Origin of the sequence: Amycolatopsis sp. NBC_01307, assembly GCF_035975215.1 — a bacterium.
In the GTDB taxonomy this organism is placed as follows: domain Bacteria; phylum Actinomycetota; class Actinomycetes; order Mycobacteriales; family Pseudonocardiaceae; genus Amycolatopsis.
This window is the reverse complement of sequence record NZ_CP108403.1, coordinates 7526324-7543285: the sequence shown is the minus strand read 5'-3', so window position 1 is coordinate 7543285 and position 16962 is coordinate 7526324. Positions and strand designations below refer to the sequence as shown.

General features: G+C 68.4%; 14 protein-coding genes and 1 tRNA gene. 11 read left to right on the top strand and 4 right to left on the bottom strand.

The features are described 5' to 3' along the window. Window positions 1–70: 70 nt before the first annotated feature. Both OG439_RS32860 and OG439_RS32855 read left to right on the top strand, forming a co-directional pair. The gene (locus OG439_RS32860) at window positions 71–1303 is read left to right on the top strand and encodes an MFS transporter (protein ID WP_326944577.1); all 1233 of its coding nucleotides are present in this window, start codon (window positions 71–73) and stop codon (window positions 1301–1303) included. Between the two features lie 144 nt (window positions 1304–1447). Then, complete coding sequence (locus tag OG439_RS32855) at window positions 1448–1639, top strand: hypothetical protein (RefSeq protein WP_326944576.1); 192 nt, start codon at window positions 1448–1450, stop codon at window positions 1637–1639. A gap of 71 nt (window positions 1640–1710) precedes the next feature. Here the strand turns inward: OG439_RS32855 and OG439_RS32850 are convergent, their stop codons facing one another. Beyond that, a complete protein-coding gene (locus OG439_RS32850; protein ID WP_326944575.1) occupies window positions 1711–4626 on the bottom strand; it encodes an AfsR/SARP family transcriptional regulator in 2916 nt (971 codons plus the stop codon). Between the two features lie 148 nt (window positions 4627–4774). Between OG439_RS32850 and OG439_RS32845 the strand changes: the two genes are divergently transcribed. Both OG439_RS32845 and OG439_RS32840 read left to right on the top strand, forming a co-directional pair. Next, window positions 4775–5416 carry a vWA domain-containing protein gene (locus OG439_RS32845; RefSeq protein ID WP_326944574.1) on the top strand — a complete coding sequence of 214 codons (642 nt, stop codon included), beginning with the start codon at window positions 4775–4777 and terminating at the stop codon, window positions 5414–5416. After that, on the top strand, window positions 5413–6345 hold the full coding sequence (locus OG439_RS32840) for a hypothetical protein (protein WP_326944573.1): 933 nt from the start codon (window positions 5413–5415) through the stop codon (window positions 6343–6345). Before OG439_RS32845 ends, OG439_RS32840 begins: the two co-directional genes overlap by 4 nt. Window positions 6346–6349: 4 nt before the next feature. Here the strand turns inward: OG439_RS32840 and OG439_RS32835 are convergent, their stop codons facing one another. Together OG439_RS32835 and OG439_RS32830 are read right to left on the bottom strand one after the other, a co-directional pair. Further along, the gene (locus OG439_RS32835; RefSeq protein WP_326944572.1) at window positions 6350–6973 is read right to left on the bottom strand and encodes a response regulator transcription factor; all 624 of its coding nucleotides are present in this window, start codon (window positions 6971–6973) and stop codon (window positions 6350–6352) included. Beyond that, window positions 6970–8070 (bottom strand): sensor histidine kinase, encoded by a 1101-nt coding sequence (locus tag OG439_RS32830; RefSeq protein WP_326944571.1) that lies wholly within the window; start codon window positions 8068–8070, stop codon window positions 6970–6972. Before OG439_RS32830 ends, OG439_RS32835 begins: the two co-directional genes overlap by 4 nt. Before the next feature lie 175 nt (window positions 8071–8245). Here OG439_RS32830 and OG439_RS32825 point away from each other — a divergent pair, with 175 nt between their 5' ends. The 7 genes from OG439_RS32825 to OG439_RS32795 all read left to right on the top strand — a co-directional run bounded on the left by OG439_RS32825 (window position 8246) and on the right by OG439_RS32795 (window position 16685). Next, window positions 8246–8746: a GlcG/HbpS family heme-binding protein gene (locus OG439_RS32825; RefSeq protein WP_326944570.1), complete on the top strand. Its 501-nt coding sequence runs from the start codon at window positions 8246–8248 to the stop codon at window positions 8744–8746. A gap of 10 nt (window positions 8747–8756) precedes the next feature. After that, a complete protein-coding gene (locus OG439_RS32820; RefSeq protein ID WP_326944569.1) occupies window positions 8757–9959 on the top strand; it encodes an amidohydrolase family protein in 1203 nt (400 codons plus the stop codon). Between the two features lie 100 nt (window positions 9960–10059). Next, window positions 10060–10707, top strand: a complete 648-nt coding sequence (locus tag OG439_RS32815) for a hypothetical protein (RefSeq protein WP_326944568.1) — start codon at window positions 10060–10062, stop codon at window positions 10705–10707. Then, window positions 10662–11327 carry a hypothetical protein gene (locus OG439_RS32810; RefSeq protein WP_326944567.1) on the top strand — a complete coding sequence of 222 codons (666 nt, stop codon included), beginning with the start codon at window positions 10662–10664 and terminating at the stop codon, window positions 11325–11327. Before OG439_RS32815 ends, OG439_RS32810 begins: the two co-directional genes overlap by 46 nt. A 153-nt stretch (window positions 11328–11480) precedes the next feature. Beyond that, window positions 11481–11831, top strand: coding sequence for a hypothetical protein (locus OG439_RS32805; RefSeq protein ID WP_326944566.1), 351 nt, complete (start codon window positions 11481–11483; stop codon window positions 11829–11831). 47 nt (window positions 11832–11878) lie between these two features. Next, complete coding sequence (locus OG439_RS32800) at window positions 11879–14122, top strand: DEAD/DEAH box helicase (RefSeq protein ID WP_326944565.1); 2244 nt, start codon at window positions 11879–11881, stop codon at window positions 14120–14122. 19 nt (window positions 14123–14141) lie between these two features. Next, window positions 14142–16685, top strand: coding sequence for a GmrSD restriction endonuclease domain-containing protein (locus OG439_RS32795; protein WP_326944564.1), 2544 nt, complete (start codon window positions 14142–14144; stop codon window positions 16683–16685). Window positions 16686–16752: 67 nt separating this feature from the next. Here OG439_RS32795 and OG439_RS32790 read toward each other — a convergent pair. Further along, window positions 16753–16825: transfer RNA gene (locus OG439_RS32790), tRNA-Arg, on the bottom strand. Window positions 16826–16962 lie beyond the last annotated feature (137 nt).

Genomic DNA, 16962 nt, shown 5'->3' with positions numbered 1-16962 from the left:
GGAGTTCCCGATACCGGCCATCGTAACTCCCTGCTTTCGCCGACGTCACGGAGCGTCCAGGCTCGAAGTCGTGCCAAGACTCCTCACCGGCCTCTCGCTGGGCTACTTCCTGGTCATGCTGGACACCACGATCGTCACGGTCGCGCTCCCGGCCCTAGCCCCATCGCTGTCCGGCCAGCAGTGGATCTCGAACGGCTACACGCTGACGTTCGCCGCGTTCCTCCTGACGGCGGGAGCGTGGTCCGACCGCTACGGCGCCCGCCGGATCTTCTTCACGGGCTTGCTGTCGTTCGCGCTGCTCTCTCTGTTCTCGGCCTTGTCGGTTTCCGTCCCGATGTTGATCGCGTTGCGCGCCCTCCTGGGCATCGCCGCCGCCCTACTGGTGCCGTCGTCGCTGTCCCTGATCGCGGTCGCTTACCCGGAACCGGCGTCCCGCGCGAAGGCCATGGGCGTGTGGGCGGCGGTGAGCGGAACCGGCCTGGTGGCGGGCCCCCTGCTGGGCGGCCTGCTGACGGAGACGTTCGGCTGGCGGGCGATCTTCGTGGTGAACGTCCCGGTGGCGCTGATCGCCCTGGCCCTGTCCCGCAAGGCCCCGGCAACCCCACCCAAACCCCGCCACACCGACCTGACCGGCCAGGTGTCCGCGGTCATCGCGTTGTCGACCCTGACGTACGCCTTGGTCGAGCGGAATTGGTGGGTACTGTTGCCGTCCGCATCGGCCACGGCGGTGTTCGTGATATCCCAACGCCGCCCGGACGCGATGCTCCCGTCCCGCCTCATTTCCCGGAACCTGCTGGCGGGCGCGATGGTGAATTTCGCATTTTCAGGTGTTCTGTTCGTGCTGTCGCTGTATTTCCAGAAAACTCGGGGCTATTCACCGTCGTCGACAGGCTTGGCGTTCCTCCCACTGACGATTCCGACGGCGTTCAACCCGATCTTCACCGGCCGCCTGGTGGCCCGGATCGGCCCCCGGATCCCGGCGGTGTCGGGTTTCCTCCTGATGTCGGCCGGCACGCTGCTCCAGGCGCTCGCACCTGCTCTTTCGGTGGCGGCGTTGGTACTGCTGGGTTTCGGGGTCTCGCTGGCCATCCCGTCACTGCTGACCGCCGTGGTCGGCTCTGCGCCGCGAGAGCTGGCGGGTATAGCGGGCGGAGCGTTGAACGCCGCCCGCCAAACGGGCGCGGTCCTGGGCGTGGCGATCCTCGGCTCCCTGCTGAACGTCACCACGACGGCCGTCGTACTCGTCGCGGTGAGTGTCCTGCTGGTTACCGGCGCGTCGATTGTCGCGGGCCGTCGCGCCTGATGACTTCGCCTGTTTCCTGTTTCCTGCTTCGTTAGTCAACAGGCAACTCCTTGTTGGGAATTCGTGCGTGACGAATCCTGATCGCAGGGCGCGGAAATACCGCAGAAAGCCCCGATCAAACACCTTTCCCAAGGAGGATTCGTCATGTCTTTGCCCAAGAAGCTGGCCAAAATCGGCGGCCCGGTGCTCGCGTTCTGCATCATCGCGGCGTCCCCGCTGATCGGTTCCACCTCGGCGTTCGCGGACGGCGACGACGGCGGGACCCCGCCCCCGCCGCCCACCAGCACCACCACCCCGCCGCCCGCGGGCACCGACGGCAACCCCTGGCACGGTTGAGGTGCGCCGGGCCGGTCACGATCGGTTCGTGACCGGTCCGGTGAGGGGCGGCGAAACAGCGCCGTCGAATATCACGGCCGGCGGCAGACGCACTCCAGTTTCGCGCGTTCCTCGCGCACCCGCTCGACGTCCGGCAGGTCGAGTTCGGCGAACCCGTGCTCGGCTGCTTTCCAATGCGTGACGGCGTTTTCGTGGTCGCCCATCGCGTGCAGCGTCTTCGCGATGTCGTGGTGGGCGCGGGCCTCGTACGTACGGTTCCCGTGGCCGTCGGCCAAGTCCAGCGCCGCCTTGCCGGCGGTCAGCGCGTCGCGGTGGGCGCCCTGGGCGAGGGCGGTCGCGCCGCGGTCCAGGTAGAGCTGGGTCTGCAGGTCCGCGTCGGGCGCGTTCGCCGCCACCTCGCGCGCCTTGTCGTGGTAGCGCACGGCTTGGGGGAACCGGCCCTGCTGGCGGTGCACGTTGCCGATGTTGTTCAGCGCGTACGCCTCGACGACGTGGTCGCCGACCTCGGCGGCGTGTCCGTGCGCCTCGGTGTAGCTGGCCAGCGCCTCGGTGAGCAGGCCGAGCTTCTCCTGCGCGGCCCCGAGGTTGTTCAGCGTGTGCGCGACGCCCTGGATGTGGCCGATTTCGCGCAGCATCCGCGCGGCCGCCGCGTTCTGCTCCATGGCGACGGCGAAGTTGCCGTGCAGCTCGTTGAGGTAACCGAGCATGCTCAACGCGTGGGCCTCGCCCCGCCGGTCCTCGGTCTGTTCGTACTTCTCACGCGCCGCTTCGAGGTGGGCGATCGCCTGGTCGTGCTTGCCCAGCTCCATCGTCGGGATCGCGAGCGCGCACAACGTCGCCGCTTCGCCGCGCGGGTCGCCGAGGCGGCGCCACTTCGGCAACGCCCGGGCCGCGAGTTCGAGCGCTTCGGACAGCTGCCCGCGCCGGTCGTGCGCGGTCGCCAGCCGGAGCAGCACGTGCGCCTGGCCGTAGTCGTTGCCCGGGTCGGCGGCGACGGTCTCCCAGGCCAGCTCGAGCGTGCCGATCCAGTCCTCGAACTGGTTGGTCGTGTTGAAGTAGCGCCACAGCAACACGGCCAGCCGCCACGTGTGCTCGGGCAGGTCGTGCTTGGCGGCGTACCGGATCGCGGCCACGAGGTTGTCGCGCTCGGCGACGATCCACCGCAGCCCCGCGCCGGTGTCGGCGAAAGCCGGCGTCACCGCGGAAGACCGGTCGGTCGCGGGCAGCTGGGCCTTGTCGAACGGGTACGCGGCGCCGACCGCGGCCGCCAGCGTCACCAGGTAGAAGTCGAGCAGCCGCACGAGAGCCTGCCGGGGCGCCGGTTCGGCGCCGGCGAACTCCTTGAGCGGGTCGAGCATCAGGTACCGCTCCGGCGCGGCCTCCTCCAGCAGGCTGACCTCGTGCAGGTCGTCGAGCAGTGACCGCGCTTCGCCGACGTCGCAACCGGCCAGCGCCGCGCCGCCGGTGACGTCGACCTCCGGTCCGGGCAGGCTGCCCAGCAGCGTGAACATCGCCCGCTGCGGCTCGCCGAGCTGCTGGAAGGACACCCGGACGGCGGCGATGCCGTCTTCCTCACCCCACGGCCCGCTCTCTTCGAGCAGGTGGAGCAGGTGCTCCAGCGGCCACCGCTCGTGCCGCCGGAACAACGCGGCCGCCACCCGGACCGGCATCGGCAGGAACCCGCACCGCTTGACGACCTCGGCCACCGCCGCCGCCCGGCCGCGCACCCGCGGCGGCTCGGTCAGCGCGTGGAACAGGTCGACGGCTTCTTCGGGCGCCAACGGCGAAAGCCGGACGGAGTCGCCGGTGTCGGCGTCGCCCATCCGGCGGCTGGTGACGACGACCAGGCAGCCGTCCGCCTCGGGCAGCAGCGGCCGGATCTGCTCCGGCGACGCGGCGTTGTCCAGCACGATCAGCGTGCGCGTGCCCCAGAGCGTCGTCTGGTAGAGCGTGGCCTTCCGGCCGACGGTGGCCGGGATCTGCTCAGGCGGGACACCCAGCTCGACGAGCAGTTCGGTGAGCGCGTCGCCGACGCTCGTCGGGTCGACGCCGGGGGTGAACCCGTTCAGCCGCGCGAGGAGCTGCCCGTCGGGGAACCGGTCGCGCAGCCGGTGGGCCGCCTCGACGGCCAGCCCGGTCTTGCCGACGCCGGGCGCGCCGCTCACCCAGACCGCGCGCCGCCCGGTCGTGGCCGCCGTCTCGATCGTGGCGAGTTCCGCGGCGCGGCCGGTGAACCCGCCGGGCCGCGACGGCAGTGAGCTGGGCGGTTCGCCGTGCTCCGCGCGCGCGGCGAGGTTGCGCAGCACCGGACCCGGTTCCATGCGCAGCTCGGCGAGGGCGGCGCGAGTGCCGTTGAAGACGCGCAGCGCGCCGACCCGGTCGCCGCCGGCGATCAGGGCGCGCATGAGCAGCTCGGCGTGCATCTGGCCGGCCGGGTCGGAGCGGACGAGTGGCCGCAGCCGGTCGCGCGCCGAGCGGTGGTCCCCGGTTTCCAGCTCCAGCTCGGCCAGGTCGCCGACGGTGTCGGGCAGGCTCTCCTCCGGGAAGACCACCTCCGGGCCGCCGACGCGGTCGATGTCGATGTCCTCGAGGAACGCCCCGCGCCACAGGCCGGCGGCCTCGCGCAGCAGCTCGACGGCCCGGCGCGGATCACGCGTCCGGACCTCGGCGGCTTCGGTCCGCAGCCGGTCGAACCGGACGGTGTCGAGCTGCGCGTCACCGATCCGCAGCAGGTAGCCGGTCGGGGTCGTCTCGATGGTCACGTCGGTGTCCTGCACGACGTCACGCAGCCGCTTGATGTAGCCGCGCACCATGGTGGGCTTGGCTTCCCGGCCGGCCCAGACGATCTCCGCGAGGCGCGCGGGCGTCACCGGCTTGTTCGCGTTCAGGAGCAGCACGACGAGGACGAACCGTTGCTGCTGGTCACCCAGCTGCACCGGGGCGCCGTCGTGCCACGCCTCGAGCGGGCCGAGCATCCGAAACTCCACGCGGCCTCCCCGGCGCCAGCTTGCTGTCCGCAAATGACATCGCGCAATCGGCCGAAAGGGTTTCGAAAATCCGCATTTCCTGCACGTTCGATACACACGGCCTTGCCAGGCTGCGCCGGTGAACCAGGGGCGTGAGGGAGAAACCGGTATGGGGTCCGACGTGTTGCCGTGCTACGTCGCTTGCGATGTGTCGCTTTCGATGGCGGATCACCTCGACGAGCTGAACACCGGACTGCGGGAGTTCCGCGGCGCCGTGGACGCCGACGCGTCGGTCACCGGCCGGATCCTCTGCAGCGTGATCGGGTTCGGGGAGACCCCGCACGTGGTGCAGCCGCTGCTCCCGATGGACGACCTCGCCGAGCTGCCCGCGCCGCGGGCGGGCGCCGGCACCAACTTCGGGCCGGCGTTCACGTTCCTGCGCGAGGCCATCGACGGGGACGTCGGCGGGCTGGAGAAGCACCGGCTGCAGGTGCACCGCCCGGTGGTGTTCTTCCTGTCCGACGGCCAGCCGACGGACCCGGTGACCTGGCCGGCGGCGTTCGCTTCGCTGACCGACCCGGCGTGGGCGCGCCGTCCCCGGGTGGTGGCGTTCGGCGTCGGCGACGCGGACGAGGACGCGCTCGGCCGGATCGGCACGTTCCGCACGTACTTCGGCCGCGACGGCGTCCGCGTGGGCACGGCGTTGATCGCCTCGGTGATGCACGTTCTGTCGACTTCCCGTCCACCGGCCGGTCGCATCCTGTCCAGAAAGGAGACGTCATGGAAACGCACTGAAGGAGACCGGCTGTGAGAGGGCGCGCAGAACTGGTCCAGGAGCTCAAGACCCTGCGCAAGGGGCGCGGCTTGCTGGGCAGGCTGGAGGAGCGGGTGGGCCCGGTGCTGCGGTCGGCCTGCGAAGTGACCGAAGAGGACGGCCTGGCGACGGTCCGCCAGAAGGTGGCCGGCCGCCTGTCCGAACTGGCCGAGCACCTGCCGGAGGACCTGCGGCTGGCGGCGTTGGCGGCCTTCGCGATCTGCGCGGAGGCCCGCCAGCCGCTGTACCAGGACCGGGTGAAGTGGGCGGCGATGCGCGTCGACCGCGACCCGCGGACGGTCCGCCGTCGCGTGGACGAGGCCATCGAGCTGCTGGCCGAGCTGGCCACCGGAGCTGCGGCCGCGCCGGCCGCGTCCCCGGCCGACCGCTGGCACTCGACGTCGCTGACGGTGGCGATGGTCCTCGACCAGCCGCAGCCGGAGATCCTGGAGCAACGCCGGATCGTCGCCGACCAGGACGGCTTGCGTTCGCTGGACCTGGCGGTGTCGTTGCCCGCCGGCCGTCAGGACCTGACGGTGACGGTGTTGTACGGCGGCACGCTGGTGGACCGCGGGATGGAGGCGAGCGACCGCTGGGGCTACGGCCTGGAGCTGCCCCGCCCGCTGGCCCGGGGCGAGTTGTGGGAGGTCGCGGCCCTGTTCCGCCTGCCGTCGGCGGCGGCGCTGAGGCCGTACATGGTGTGCGTGCCCCGGCACCTGTGCGACTCGTTCGACCTGCGCGTCCGCTTCGGACTGGAGCACCCACGCGAGGTCCGCACCCTGGAGGGCGCATTCCAGCGAGACGTCTCAGACCCGGCCTACAGCGGCGGCCGCCACGCGGTCGATTCGGCGGGGGAGGTCCACCTGCGGTTCCGGGGACTGACGCCGGGCCTCGCGTACGGCGCGAGGTGGGACGACGAGCCGTGAGCGGTCAGTCCAGCAGCCGTTGTTCCTTCGCCACCGCGACGGCGCCGGCCCGGGTGTCGACGGCGAGCTTGCCGTAGATCCGGCTCAGGTGGGTCTTGACCGTGGCCTCGCTGATGAACAGCGCGCGGGCGATCTCGCGGTTGCCCAGCCCCTGCGCGAGCTGGCGGAGGATGTCCCGCTCGCGATCGGTGAGCGACGGCCGCGGGGTGCGCAGCTGCGCCATCATCCGGTCCGCGACCGGCGGGGAAACCGCGGTTCGGCCGGCCGCGGCCGCCTCGATCGCCGCGTACAGCTCGTTGGCGGACCCGGCCTTCAGCAGGTACCCGGTGGCGCCCGCGGCGATGGCGCGGGTGATGTCCGCGTCGGTGTCGTAGGTCGTCAGGACCAGGATCCGGGGCGCGCCGGGGTCGGCGAGGATCCGCCGCGTCGCCTCGATCCCGTCGATGCCGGCGCCCAGCTGCAGATCCATCAGGACGACGTCCGGGCGCACGGTGGCCGCGGTCGCGACGGCTTCCTCCCCGCTCGCCGTCTCCGCGACGACCTCGATGCCGTCCGCGCCCGCCAGCAGGGCGCGCAGCCCGGCCCGCACGACGGCGTGGTCGTCGCACACCAGCACGCGAATACTCATGGGGCAGTCTCCAACGGGATCGCGGCCGAGATGACAGTGCCCTGGCCAGGGGCGGATTCGACGGTCAGCCGGCCACCGAGTTGCTGCGCGCGGGCCCGCATGGCCGGCAGGCCGTGGCCGCGTTCGCCGGGTTCTGTTTCTGTCACGGCGAAACCCCGTCCGTCGTCGGCGACGTCGAGCACGACCTGGTCGTCGAGGTAGGTGAGGGTGACCACGGCGCGGCCGGCGTCGGCGTGCTCGAGCGCGTTGGCCAGGGCGCCCTGGGCGATGCGGACCAACGCGGACTGAACGCGCTCGGGCAGCGGCCGCTCGTCGCCGTCGACGCGGACCTCGGCGGGCAGTCCGGCCTGCGTCTGCCGATCGGCGACGGCGTGGAGCGCGTCTTCGAGCGTGGCGTCGGCGAGATCGGCGGGCGCGAGGTCCTGCACGAGCCGGCGCGCTTCCGACAGGTTGCCGGTGCCGACGCGCAGGGCGGAACGCAGGTGCTCGCGCGCCAGCTCGGGCCGGGCCCAGGCCTGGTCGGCGGCCTGCAGCAGCATCGCCTGGCTGGACAGGCCCTGGGCGAGGGCGTCATGGATCTCGCGGGACACCCGGTGCCGCTCGGCCAGGACCCCGGCGTTTCGTTCGGACTCGCGCAGCCGCTCGGTTTGCCGCCGCATGAAGGTGATCACCGCGGTCGTGACCAGGGCGATGGCGATCGGCACGATGGTCAGGTTCGGGTCGAAGCCGTCGGCCAGCCGGTTCTGCGAGACGACCACGAGCGCGGTGACCACGGCGACCAGGGCGACGGCCGGGCCGGTCGGCAGCGTGCGCAGGCCGGTGACGAACAGCGGGATCGCCGACCACGCGAAGCTGGGCGCGAGCACCACCAGCACCATCCAGAACACCAGGACGACGAGCAGCCAGACCAGGCCGGGCTTCAGCAGCCCGACGCCGTACGCGACGACGAGGGCCGCGGTCAGCGCGATCACCCAGGGCGCCAGCGGGGTGCCGTCGTGGCGGGTCAGGAACCGGACCGCGGAGGCGAGCACCAGCAGCAAGAACGCCGAGTGCATGACCACAGCGAGCCACCGCGCGTCCGAGTCGGCTGTCGTCATGTTCACTCCCCTTCGCTCTCAGCGTCAACCGGGCTCGGTGCCCGCGCATCAGCCGATCGGCTGACCCGGACGTCGGCCGGTCGACGCGGGAAACGTCGCCGACGCATCGACCGCGTCGACCCCTTGGCGGGCTGAAGCTGGAGCCATCGAACCCCACGATCCCGAGGAGCGCACCATGATCTCGACCCGCACCCGCATCGCCGCCGCTGTCGCCGCGCTCGCCATCACCACGGTCGGCGCGGTGTCGGCCACGGCGGCTCCGGCCACCGGCGTCGTCCAGACGTCACACCTGACGATCGCTTCCGCGCAGAAGGCCGCCCAGGCCGCACTGAACGCCGCGACCAAGGCCGGCCAGCACGTGTCGGTGGCGGTGGTGGACCGCGACGGCAACACGGTCCTGACCCTGCGCGGCGACGGCGCGGGCCCGCAGTCCTACAGCTCGGCGCAGCAGAAGGCGTTCACGGCGGTCTCGTGGAACGCGAAGACGTCCGAGCTGGTGGGCCGCCTGCAGCAGACCCCGACGTTGAAGGACATCGAAGGCACCCTGTTCCTGGCCGGCGCGGTCCCGGTGACCGCGGGCGCCACCCCGATCGCCGCGGTCGGCGTCGCGGGAGCGCCGTCGGGCGCCCAGGACGAGACGTTCGCCCAGGCCGGCGTGGACGCGCTGGGCAAGTAACGTGTCTCCGATGTTGATCAGTGACGTCCGCCCCTGGGGCGGCGAGCGCAGCGACGTCGAACTGGACGGCGACCGGATCACGGCAATCCGCCCCCACGCTCCTTCTGCGTCTCCTTCGCTCGAGGGCCGAGGCCGCCTGCTGTTCCCGTCGTTCAGCGACGTCCACGTCCACCTGGATTCGACGCGCATCGGCCTCCCGTTCCGCCCCCACACGGGCGGCCCGGGAGTGGTCGCGATGATGACGAACGACCGTCTCAACTGGCGTTCGGCTGAGGTGCCACTGCCGGAGCGCGTGGCCGGAACCTTGGAGCGGATGATCGGGTTGGGTACGACCCGAGTCCGCAGCTACGCCCAGGTAGACGTCGACTGCCGCCTGGAGAAGCTGGACGCGGTCCTGGCCGCCCGCGAGAAGTACGCGGACCAGGCCGAGGTCCAGGTAATGGCGTTCGCCCAGGCAGGCATCCTCCGCGAGCCGGGCACACTGGACCTCCTGGACGCAGCATTGCGCTCCGGCGCAACGGTCATCGGCGGAATCGACCCGTGCACGCTGGACCGAGACCCGAAAGGACACCTGGACGCGGTCTTCGCCCTGGCCGAGAAGCACCAGGCCGAGATCGACATCCACCTGCACGAGCCGGGCCACCTGGGCCTGTTCTCGACGGACTTGGTGATCGACCGAGTCCGGGCGCTGGACATGCGGGGCAAGGTGACGATGTCCCACGCATACGACCTGGGCTCGATCTCGGAGTCGGTAAGCCGCAGGGTGATCGACGACTTCGCTTCACTCGACATAGCGATGACCACAGTCGCCCCTTCCGCCGCCGGCCAGCTACCCCTGCTGGACCTGGTCGCCTCGGGCGTCCGCATCGGCCTGGGCGAGGACGGCCAGCGGGATTACTGGAGCCCCTACGGCAACTGCGACCTACTGGACCGAACCTGGCAACTGGCCTTCACCCGAGGCTTCCGCCGCGACTCGCACATCGAGCTGGCTTTGGCGGTCGCGACGATGGGTGGAGCATCGATCATGAGCCACGACGTCCCCCGCCTATCGGGCATCGACGACCGCCCAGGCCTGGCGGTGGGAGACCGAGCAGACCTGCTGCTGGTGGACGGCGAAACTCCGACAAGCGCGGTGATGGACCGGGGCAAGGACCGAACAGTCCTCCACAACGGCGTCGTGGTGGCCGACGGTCTCGCCGTGCTCAACCGATGACGGACGGCTCAGGATAGGGAGCAGATCAAGCCCACGACCGCACACAGCCTTTCTAATGTCGTGATCAATCCGACGGGTGCGACGCACGTCCCGTGCTTTGTTGGCCGCACGCGTTGATCGAGTGGCATACTGTCCGAATTCGATCGACTACGTAGAGGGGTTACCTGGTGGGCTTCACGGTGGACACCTTTCAGGTCGGGCTTTACGGCGGCCTGGTGAGGAACCACCAGGACGACGCCAAAGCTGCCGAAGGCTCGCGCAGGCGAACCTGCGGATCGGTGAACAGCCCGGGCTGATAGCCGAACTGGTCGGTAGTCATGAGCAGGTCAAGAACGAAATCGTCAAAGCGCTGGACGAGCTGAAGTCGGTGTGCGAGGCGAGCGCTGCCGAACTCGACCGCGCCTGGCAGATGTACGACCACGTCGACAGCGGCTCGGCCGATCGCCTGGATCGGACGTATCCCGATCCGGGCGCTCCACCGCGAATGCCTTCGGTGCCCGGCTTGCCCGCGGACACGAACGCCCAGGTCGTCCGGCAGGTCGCCTTTCCGGCGGAACGGCTGACGCCGCCGCGCGCCGAAGAGTTCACCAATCCGATTCAGATCGTCAACGACCTGGGTAACCTGATCAGCCGGGTTACTGGTCGCAGCAGTTCCTGGACGCCACCATCAACGTCAATCCGGTCGAAGAGTTCTCTCACTGGGTGGCCGGAGACTGGGAGCAGTTCGCCAAGGCGTCGGATGCCTTGAACTCGTTGTCGTTCTTCTGCGCCGACCTGGCCCAAGACCTGCAGGCGAACATCACCGCGTTGCTCACGTCCTGGACCGAAATGCCCGCCGATGAGGCTTATCAGTACTTCGATGGCCTGAGCGAGACCACCAAGGGCTACGCCTCAGGTCTTGCCGCGTTGCGTGACAAGTACCGCGAGGCGGCGCAGGGCGTCGGGGAATTCTCCGAAACGATCAACGACGTCATCCAGGACATCTTCGACAGCATCTTCTGGGGCGCCGTCGAGCTCGCCGCCGGCGGAGTACTGGTCGAAACGGTCGTCGCTCAGGCGGTCCTTTCGAGTCTGGCCGCCTTGGAGTGCAAGAACGTGGTCGACGGCTGGACGCAGATGACGAACCTGCTGATGAACGTGCAGAACACGGTGCGTGTCATTCATGGCAGCGTGCTCGACATCATCGGCTCCGGCGGCAGTTTCGAGGGGCACCCCCTGCCGGTGGGCTACGACCACCGGGAGTCCGACCATGACCGAGAAAGTGCCCGTGTTCTCGCTGGACCCTGTGAAGGATCGAGCTCGTCGTGCGCTCTTGACGAAGCTGGCCGCGAACACCCGCAACCCGGCGGCGGCCGAACTCGCCCGTGAACTCCTGGCCGGCAACGTGACACCGCGGAGGATCTTGAGCTCGAACCTCTATTCCGACCTGCTCGACAGGACGACCTCCGGTCTGACCGAATGGTATGGGAATCTGTCGGAGGCCGACAAAAAAAGAAGACTTCTCCGAGGTGGACTGGCTCGATGGCTGACCGGCAAGGAGGAGCACCGCTGTTCGACGCCGATGCGATCATGCGCAAGGCCTACTTCGGAGTGTGGCTGCTCAGCCTGCTCTTCGCCGCTCTCGCGGTCTGGGGCCTCGTCCGCTACCCGCACTGGATCTGGGCGGCATCCATCGGGCCGCTGCTTGTGCGCTTGCCGCCAACCACCGGCTCCGCGGTGCTCGCAGTCGTGGCGAAACCGTCCTGCTCGGTGTGGGGACCCTCGTGTTCGTCGTGGGTGCGGGTCTTCTGCTCGGCCTCGCCCTCCGCCTGGGCAGATCTTGACGGTCGTTCGCGACGGCTCCAGTTGTTGCCAATAACCAAGTCGGCGTGACAGCGGCACGACCCGGGTTATGCTGAGCTGGGCCAAGGGGGCTTCGATTGAGCACGAAAGAACCGATGCCGGGCGAACCGCCTGCTGGTGCTGCGGTGGTCAGCGAAGTCAAGGCGAAGATCGGTGCGGAAGCCAAGTCCGTCCTCCGGGGCATCGAGGTACTCGCCGGGCGCGCAACCTCCTTGTTGCCGGTCTCCGAGACGCTCCGGGAAGATGCGCGCAAGCAAGTCGGCGTCCTGGTCGACCACCAAGTGGGTCTCGTGCTGGGAGACCGGCCGATCACGGATCTCCGCAACCTGACGAACAAGGGAACCAGGCTGAGTGCCTTGGCCGGAGCCGGGTACCGCACTGTCGGGGACCTCGTCGGCGTTACGTCGCTGCAGCTGCAGCGCGTTCCCAGGATCGGGGAACAGACGGCGCAGCAGGTGTTGTCGGCCGTGCGCCGTTACACGGGGGAAGTCCGGCTCGAGACCCGGATCCGGTTCGATCCGGATCGCCAAGACCTCGGCCAGACGCAGCTGCTTGCCACGCTGGCGGCTGTCCGCCGCGCTGACAGCGCGCGCCGCGCGTTGGAGCCGGCACTACGTGCCTTCGAAACGCGTACCGCGCACCTCGTGAGGGATGCGGAACCCGCCACAAGTCGCGTCGCGATGTTGCTCCGTAGGCGTGCGAAGAAGGAAGTGGCGCTGAGCGCGCTAGCCGGGCTCGAAGCGATCCTTTCCGAACCTCGCACGATCGCCTTGCTGCGGGACGTCGAACAGTACGAAAGGGCCGTTGATCCTGGTGGCCGCACCCGCGCTCAGCTGTGGCAGGAGTACGCCGACGACGCTGCCGGCTTCAACGCGCTGCTGTCGACAGTCGGGGGCCACGGTGCCGCCGACGAGACCGAGGCCGCCCAGGGATACCTTTCGGACGAACTCCGGCAGAAGATCAAAGCCGTTCCGCTCGACACCGGCTTGCTACGGGCGACTCTGCGCGGTTATCAGATGTTCGGAGCGCAGCACGCGATCCACCAAGAGCGTTCCATCCTCGGCGACGAGATGGGACTCGGCAAGACCGTTCAGGCACTCGCCGTCATGGCCCACCTGGCCGCAAAGGGACAGACCCGGTTCCTCGTGGTCTGCCCCGCCAGCGTGCAGATCAACTGGCTCAACGAGATCGGCAAGCACACCTCGCTCGCTGCGCACAGCCTGCACGGTGCAGACCGCGACGCAGCCGTGCACCAATGGCGACGCGCGGGCGGTATCGCCGTCACCACGTTCACCACACTCGGTCGCCTCGAAGATATCGCCGGCGACGGCATTGCGATGCTCGTCGTCGATGAGGCCCACTACATGAAGAACCCGGATTCGCAACGCGCCAAGAACGTCGCGACGATCATCGCGCAAGCTCAGCGAGCACTGTTCCTGACGGGTACGCCGATGGAGAACCGCGTCGAGGAGTTCCGCAACCTCGTGCACCACTTGCAGCCGCGGATCGCCCGGGGTTTGGATCCCGCCGACGCACTGGCGGGAGCGAAGCGGTTTCGCCGCGCTGTCGCACCGGTTTACCTGCGTCGCAACCAGGAAGACGTACTCACCGAATTGCCGGACAAGATCGAAGTCGAGGACTGGGTGCAGTTCGGCCCGGATGACACCCGTTCTTACGCCGCAGCGGTGCGTTCGGGCAACATCATGCAGATGCGTCAGGCGGCGTTCTTCGCACCTCGATCCGCCAAGCTGGACCGGCTTGCCGAGATCGTGGAAGAGGCGCGAGAGGACGATCTGAAGGTGGTGATCTTCTCCAACTTCCTCGGTGTGCTCAACTGCATCCACGCCAGAATCGGTGATGTGGTGGGCCAGCTGACCGGCGCCGTCCGACCCGCCGCACGGCAGGCATTGGTCGACGAATTCACCCGCCGGCCGGGCCACGCCGTTCTCCTGAACCAGATCGAAGCCGGCGGTGTCGGCCTGAACGTCCAGGCGGCTTCCGTGGTGATCATCGCCGAACCGCAGTGGAAGCCCAGCACGGAAGACCAGGCCATCGCGCGGGCCTACCGGATGGGCCAGATCCGCAAGGTCCAGGTGCATCGGTTGTTAGCCAAGGGCAGCGTCGACGAACGTCTCCGGGAAGTCCAAGCGGGGAAGAGCTTGCTGTTCGAAGAGTTCGCACGCAAGAGCGACGCCAAGGAAGCGGATAGCCGAGCGGTGGACGCGAGCGAGTACCGCCCACCCGCCCTCGGCGACGAGACTGTCCCGGAAACGCAGCGCATAATCCGTGCCGAACAGCACCGCCTCGGCATCCAGCCTTGATTCGGGAAGGAGAAGGACAGTGGTCGCGGCACGTGAGACGACTTTGCAGGAACTCTTGGAAGGGTCGAAGCAGTACCAGGTCCCTCTGTATCAGCGGACGTACTCCTGGAGGAACGAGCAGCTGGAGCGGTTGTGGGAGGACGTCGTCCAGCTGGCGGTAGACCGTATGGAAGATCCCGACCTGACCCACTTCATCGGCTCGGTGGTGCTCGCGCCCAGTCCGGCCAACGGGCCGACGGGTGTCCAGGAGTTCCTCGTGATCGACGGCCAGCAGCGTCTCACCACCCTGTCGGTTCTGCTCTGCGCGATTCGCGATCATCGCGCGAAGACGGAATCCGCCGAGCATCGTGAGCGAATCGACCAGCAGTATTTGACCAACAAGTGGAAGCCGGAGAAACAGCGGCTCAAGCTCGTGCCCACCCAGGCCGATCGGGCCGCGTATCTGGCCTGCCTCAACTCCACGCCGCAGGCAGGGGGTAGCGACCGGCTCGGCGCGGCGTACCGATTCTTTTCAGCCCAGCTCGCCGCCGCGGACGATCCCGAAGACGCGACGGACATCGAACGGATCGAAGATGCCGTGATCTCAGGGCTGGCGCTGGTCTCGGTGACCGCTCAACGCGCTGACAACCCACACCGGATTTTCGAGTCGCTGAACAACACCGGCCAGCGTCTCAGCCAAGCGGACCTGCTGCGCAACTACCTGTTCATGCGGCTGCCCACTCGAGGCGAGGTCGTCTACGAATCATTGTGGCTGCCGCTCCAGGAGAACCTCGACAGCGGGCAGCTGGAACTGCTGTTCTGGCTCGATCTGGTTCAGCGTGATCCGCGCATCAAGCAGACCGACACCTACGCGGGTCAGCAGCGCCGCCTCGATCGGATGCGCACTGAAGAAGAGATCGAGCAAGAGATCGCCCGGTTCGTCCGGCTCGGTGGACTCTTGCGGATGATTCTCGACCCGTCGGGTGAGCCGGACGCGACAGTCCGGCATCGGCTCGTGCGACTCCACGCGTGGGGAACCACGACCGTCTACCCGATACTCCTGCACCTGCTCGATCGACGCGATCGCGGTTCCGCCGACTCCGCTCAGATCGCCGCGGCGATGCTGTACCTGGAAAGCTATTTCGTCCGCCGTCTCCTCATCGGCCGGGCTACTGCCAGTATCAACCGCGTCATGCTCGCCGTCGTCACTGAAATGGACGCCGACGCCCAAGTCGATATGGAGGTCAGTCGCTACCTCTCAGCCGGCCGCAAGTACTACGCGAGTGACGAGGAGATCCGATCGTCCGTCCGATCGATTCCTTACTACCTCAACGGGCGACCTCGGCAGCGTGCCTTGGTGCTGCGCTGGCTGGAGGAAACCTACGACAGCAAAGAGCCGGTCGACCTCGCTTCCCTGACCATTGAGCACGTGCTGCCGCAGACCCCCACCGCCGGATGGCGGCAGATGATAGGCGCGGACCTTCAACCCGGGGAGGAGTTCGGCCGTGTGCACGATGCGCTCGTGCACACGCTGGGCAATCTCACTCTCACCGGCTACAACGCCAAGCTGAGCAACAGTTCGTTCGCTGTGAAGCGACCGCAGCTCGCGACCAGCGGCGTGCTGATGAACCAGGAGATCGCCAAGCAGGAGCGTTGGGGACGGCCGCAGATCCACGAACGGGCTGACGCGCTCGCCGAGCGTGTGATCTCCGAATGGCCTGGACCTGCCGAACGAGGCGCCGAGCCTTCCGGGCCGGCGTGGGACGTGATGAACAAGGCACTCGCGGAGTTGCCCGCGGGATCTTGGACCACCTACGGCGATCTCGCGGCGCTGGTGGGCAGCCACGCTGTGGCCATCGGGCAACGACTGGCCACGACGACGGCCGTGAACGCCCACCGAGTGCTGCAATCCGACGGCAAAGTGTCACCGAACTTCGCCTGGGTCGATCCTGAACGTACTGACGATCCGCGTGGCCTGCTCGAAGCGGAGGGTGTGGAGTTCGACGCGCGCGAGAGGGCGAACCCGGAACAGCGCGTCACAACCGAAGGACTCGCGCTGCTTCTCGGAGCCGAAATTCCGGATTTGCTCACCGTGCCCGATCCAGGGCAAGACCCCAAGTTGCGTGATCGGTTCCGCGACCAGCTCGTGGAGCGCCAGGGTCCCGAAGTCGCCGAAGCGGTGGTAGTGGTGCTCAATGTCTGGACCGGAATAGGCGGCCACCTCGAATATGGCGTCGAAAAAGAAACTTCTTGTTTTCTCATGTCCCGTGACAAGACTGACCCGGGTGGCAACATCTGGCCGGCAACCGTCTACCCCAGCGGCAAGTTCGAGGTCGTGTTCCAGTACCTGCGCAGCCGGGAGCCCTTCGACGAGCTGCAGAGGCGTGAGGAGCTCCGGCAGCGGTTCAACAAGATCGACGGGGTTAACTTGCCCGCAACGAAACTCGACCAGCGACCGGGCTTCGACCTGGAACTCGTGGTGGACAGCACCAGTCGAGAGCGGCTCGTCGAGGTGCTCAAGTGGTTCCACGGTCTCGCTCGGAACGACATTCAGATGGACAGCGACGATTCGGCAGGCCACTGAAGGGAGAGCTTCTGGGAGTGCCATCGCCAGTAAAGCGCCTCGAATACCAGTAAGACGCTGCCTGAGGTGCCCCCGGCAGGATTCGAACCTGCGACACCCGCTTTAGGAGAGCGGTGCTCTATCCCCTGAGCTACGAGGGCGTGTACTGCCAGCCCCAGCGTACCGGGCCCGGGACACGCGCTGGCGCAGGGGCACGGATGGAGTAACCCGACCTCCGTCGTCACCCGACTGAGTGGTTCTGACTGCGGCCCTACACCTCCAGGGTGGGCCGATGGCG

What these genes read in the sequence shown, in the direction of transcription:
- OG439_RS32855 (WP_326944576.1), top strand. Translation starts at nt 1,448, where the DNA reads ATGTCTTTGCCCAAGAAGCTGGCCAAAATCGGCGGCCCGGTGCTCGCG.
- OG439_RS32845 (WP_326944574.1), top strand. Translation starts at nt 4,775, where the DNA reads ATGGGGTCCGACGTGTTGCCGTGCTACGTCGCTTGCGATGTGTCGCTT.
- OG439_RS32835 (WP_326944572.1), bottom strand. Translation starts at nt 6,973, where the DNA reads ATGAGTATTCGCGTGCTGGTGTGCGACGACCACGCCGTCGTGCGGGCC.
- OG439_RS32830 (WP_326944571.1), bottom strand. Translation starts at nt 8,070, where the DNA reads ATGACGACAGCCGACTCGGACGCGCGGTGGCTCGCTGTGGTCATGCAC.
- OG439_RS32825 (WP_326944570.1), top strand. Translation starts at nt 8,246, where the DNA reads ATGATCTCGACCCGCACCCGCATCGCCGCCGCTGTCGCCGCGCTCGCC.
- OG439_RS32820 (WP_326944569.1), top strand. Translation starts at nt 8,757, where the DNA reads ATGTTGATCAGTGACGTCCGCCCCTGGGGCGGCGAGCGCAGCGACGTC.
- OG439_RS32805 (WP_326944566.1), top strand. Translation starts at nt 11,481, where the DNA reads ATGGCTGACCGGCAAGGAGGAGCACCGCTGTTCGACGCCGATGCGATC.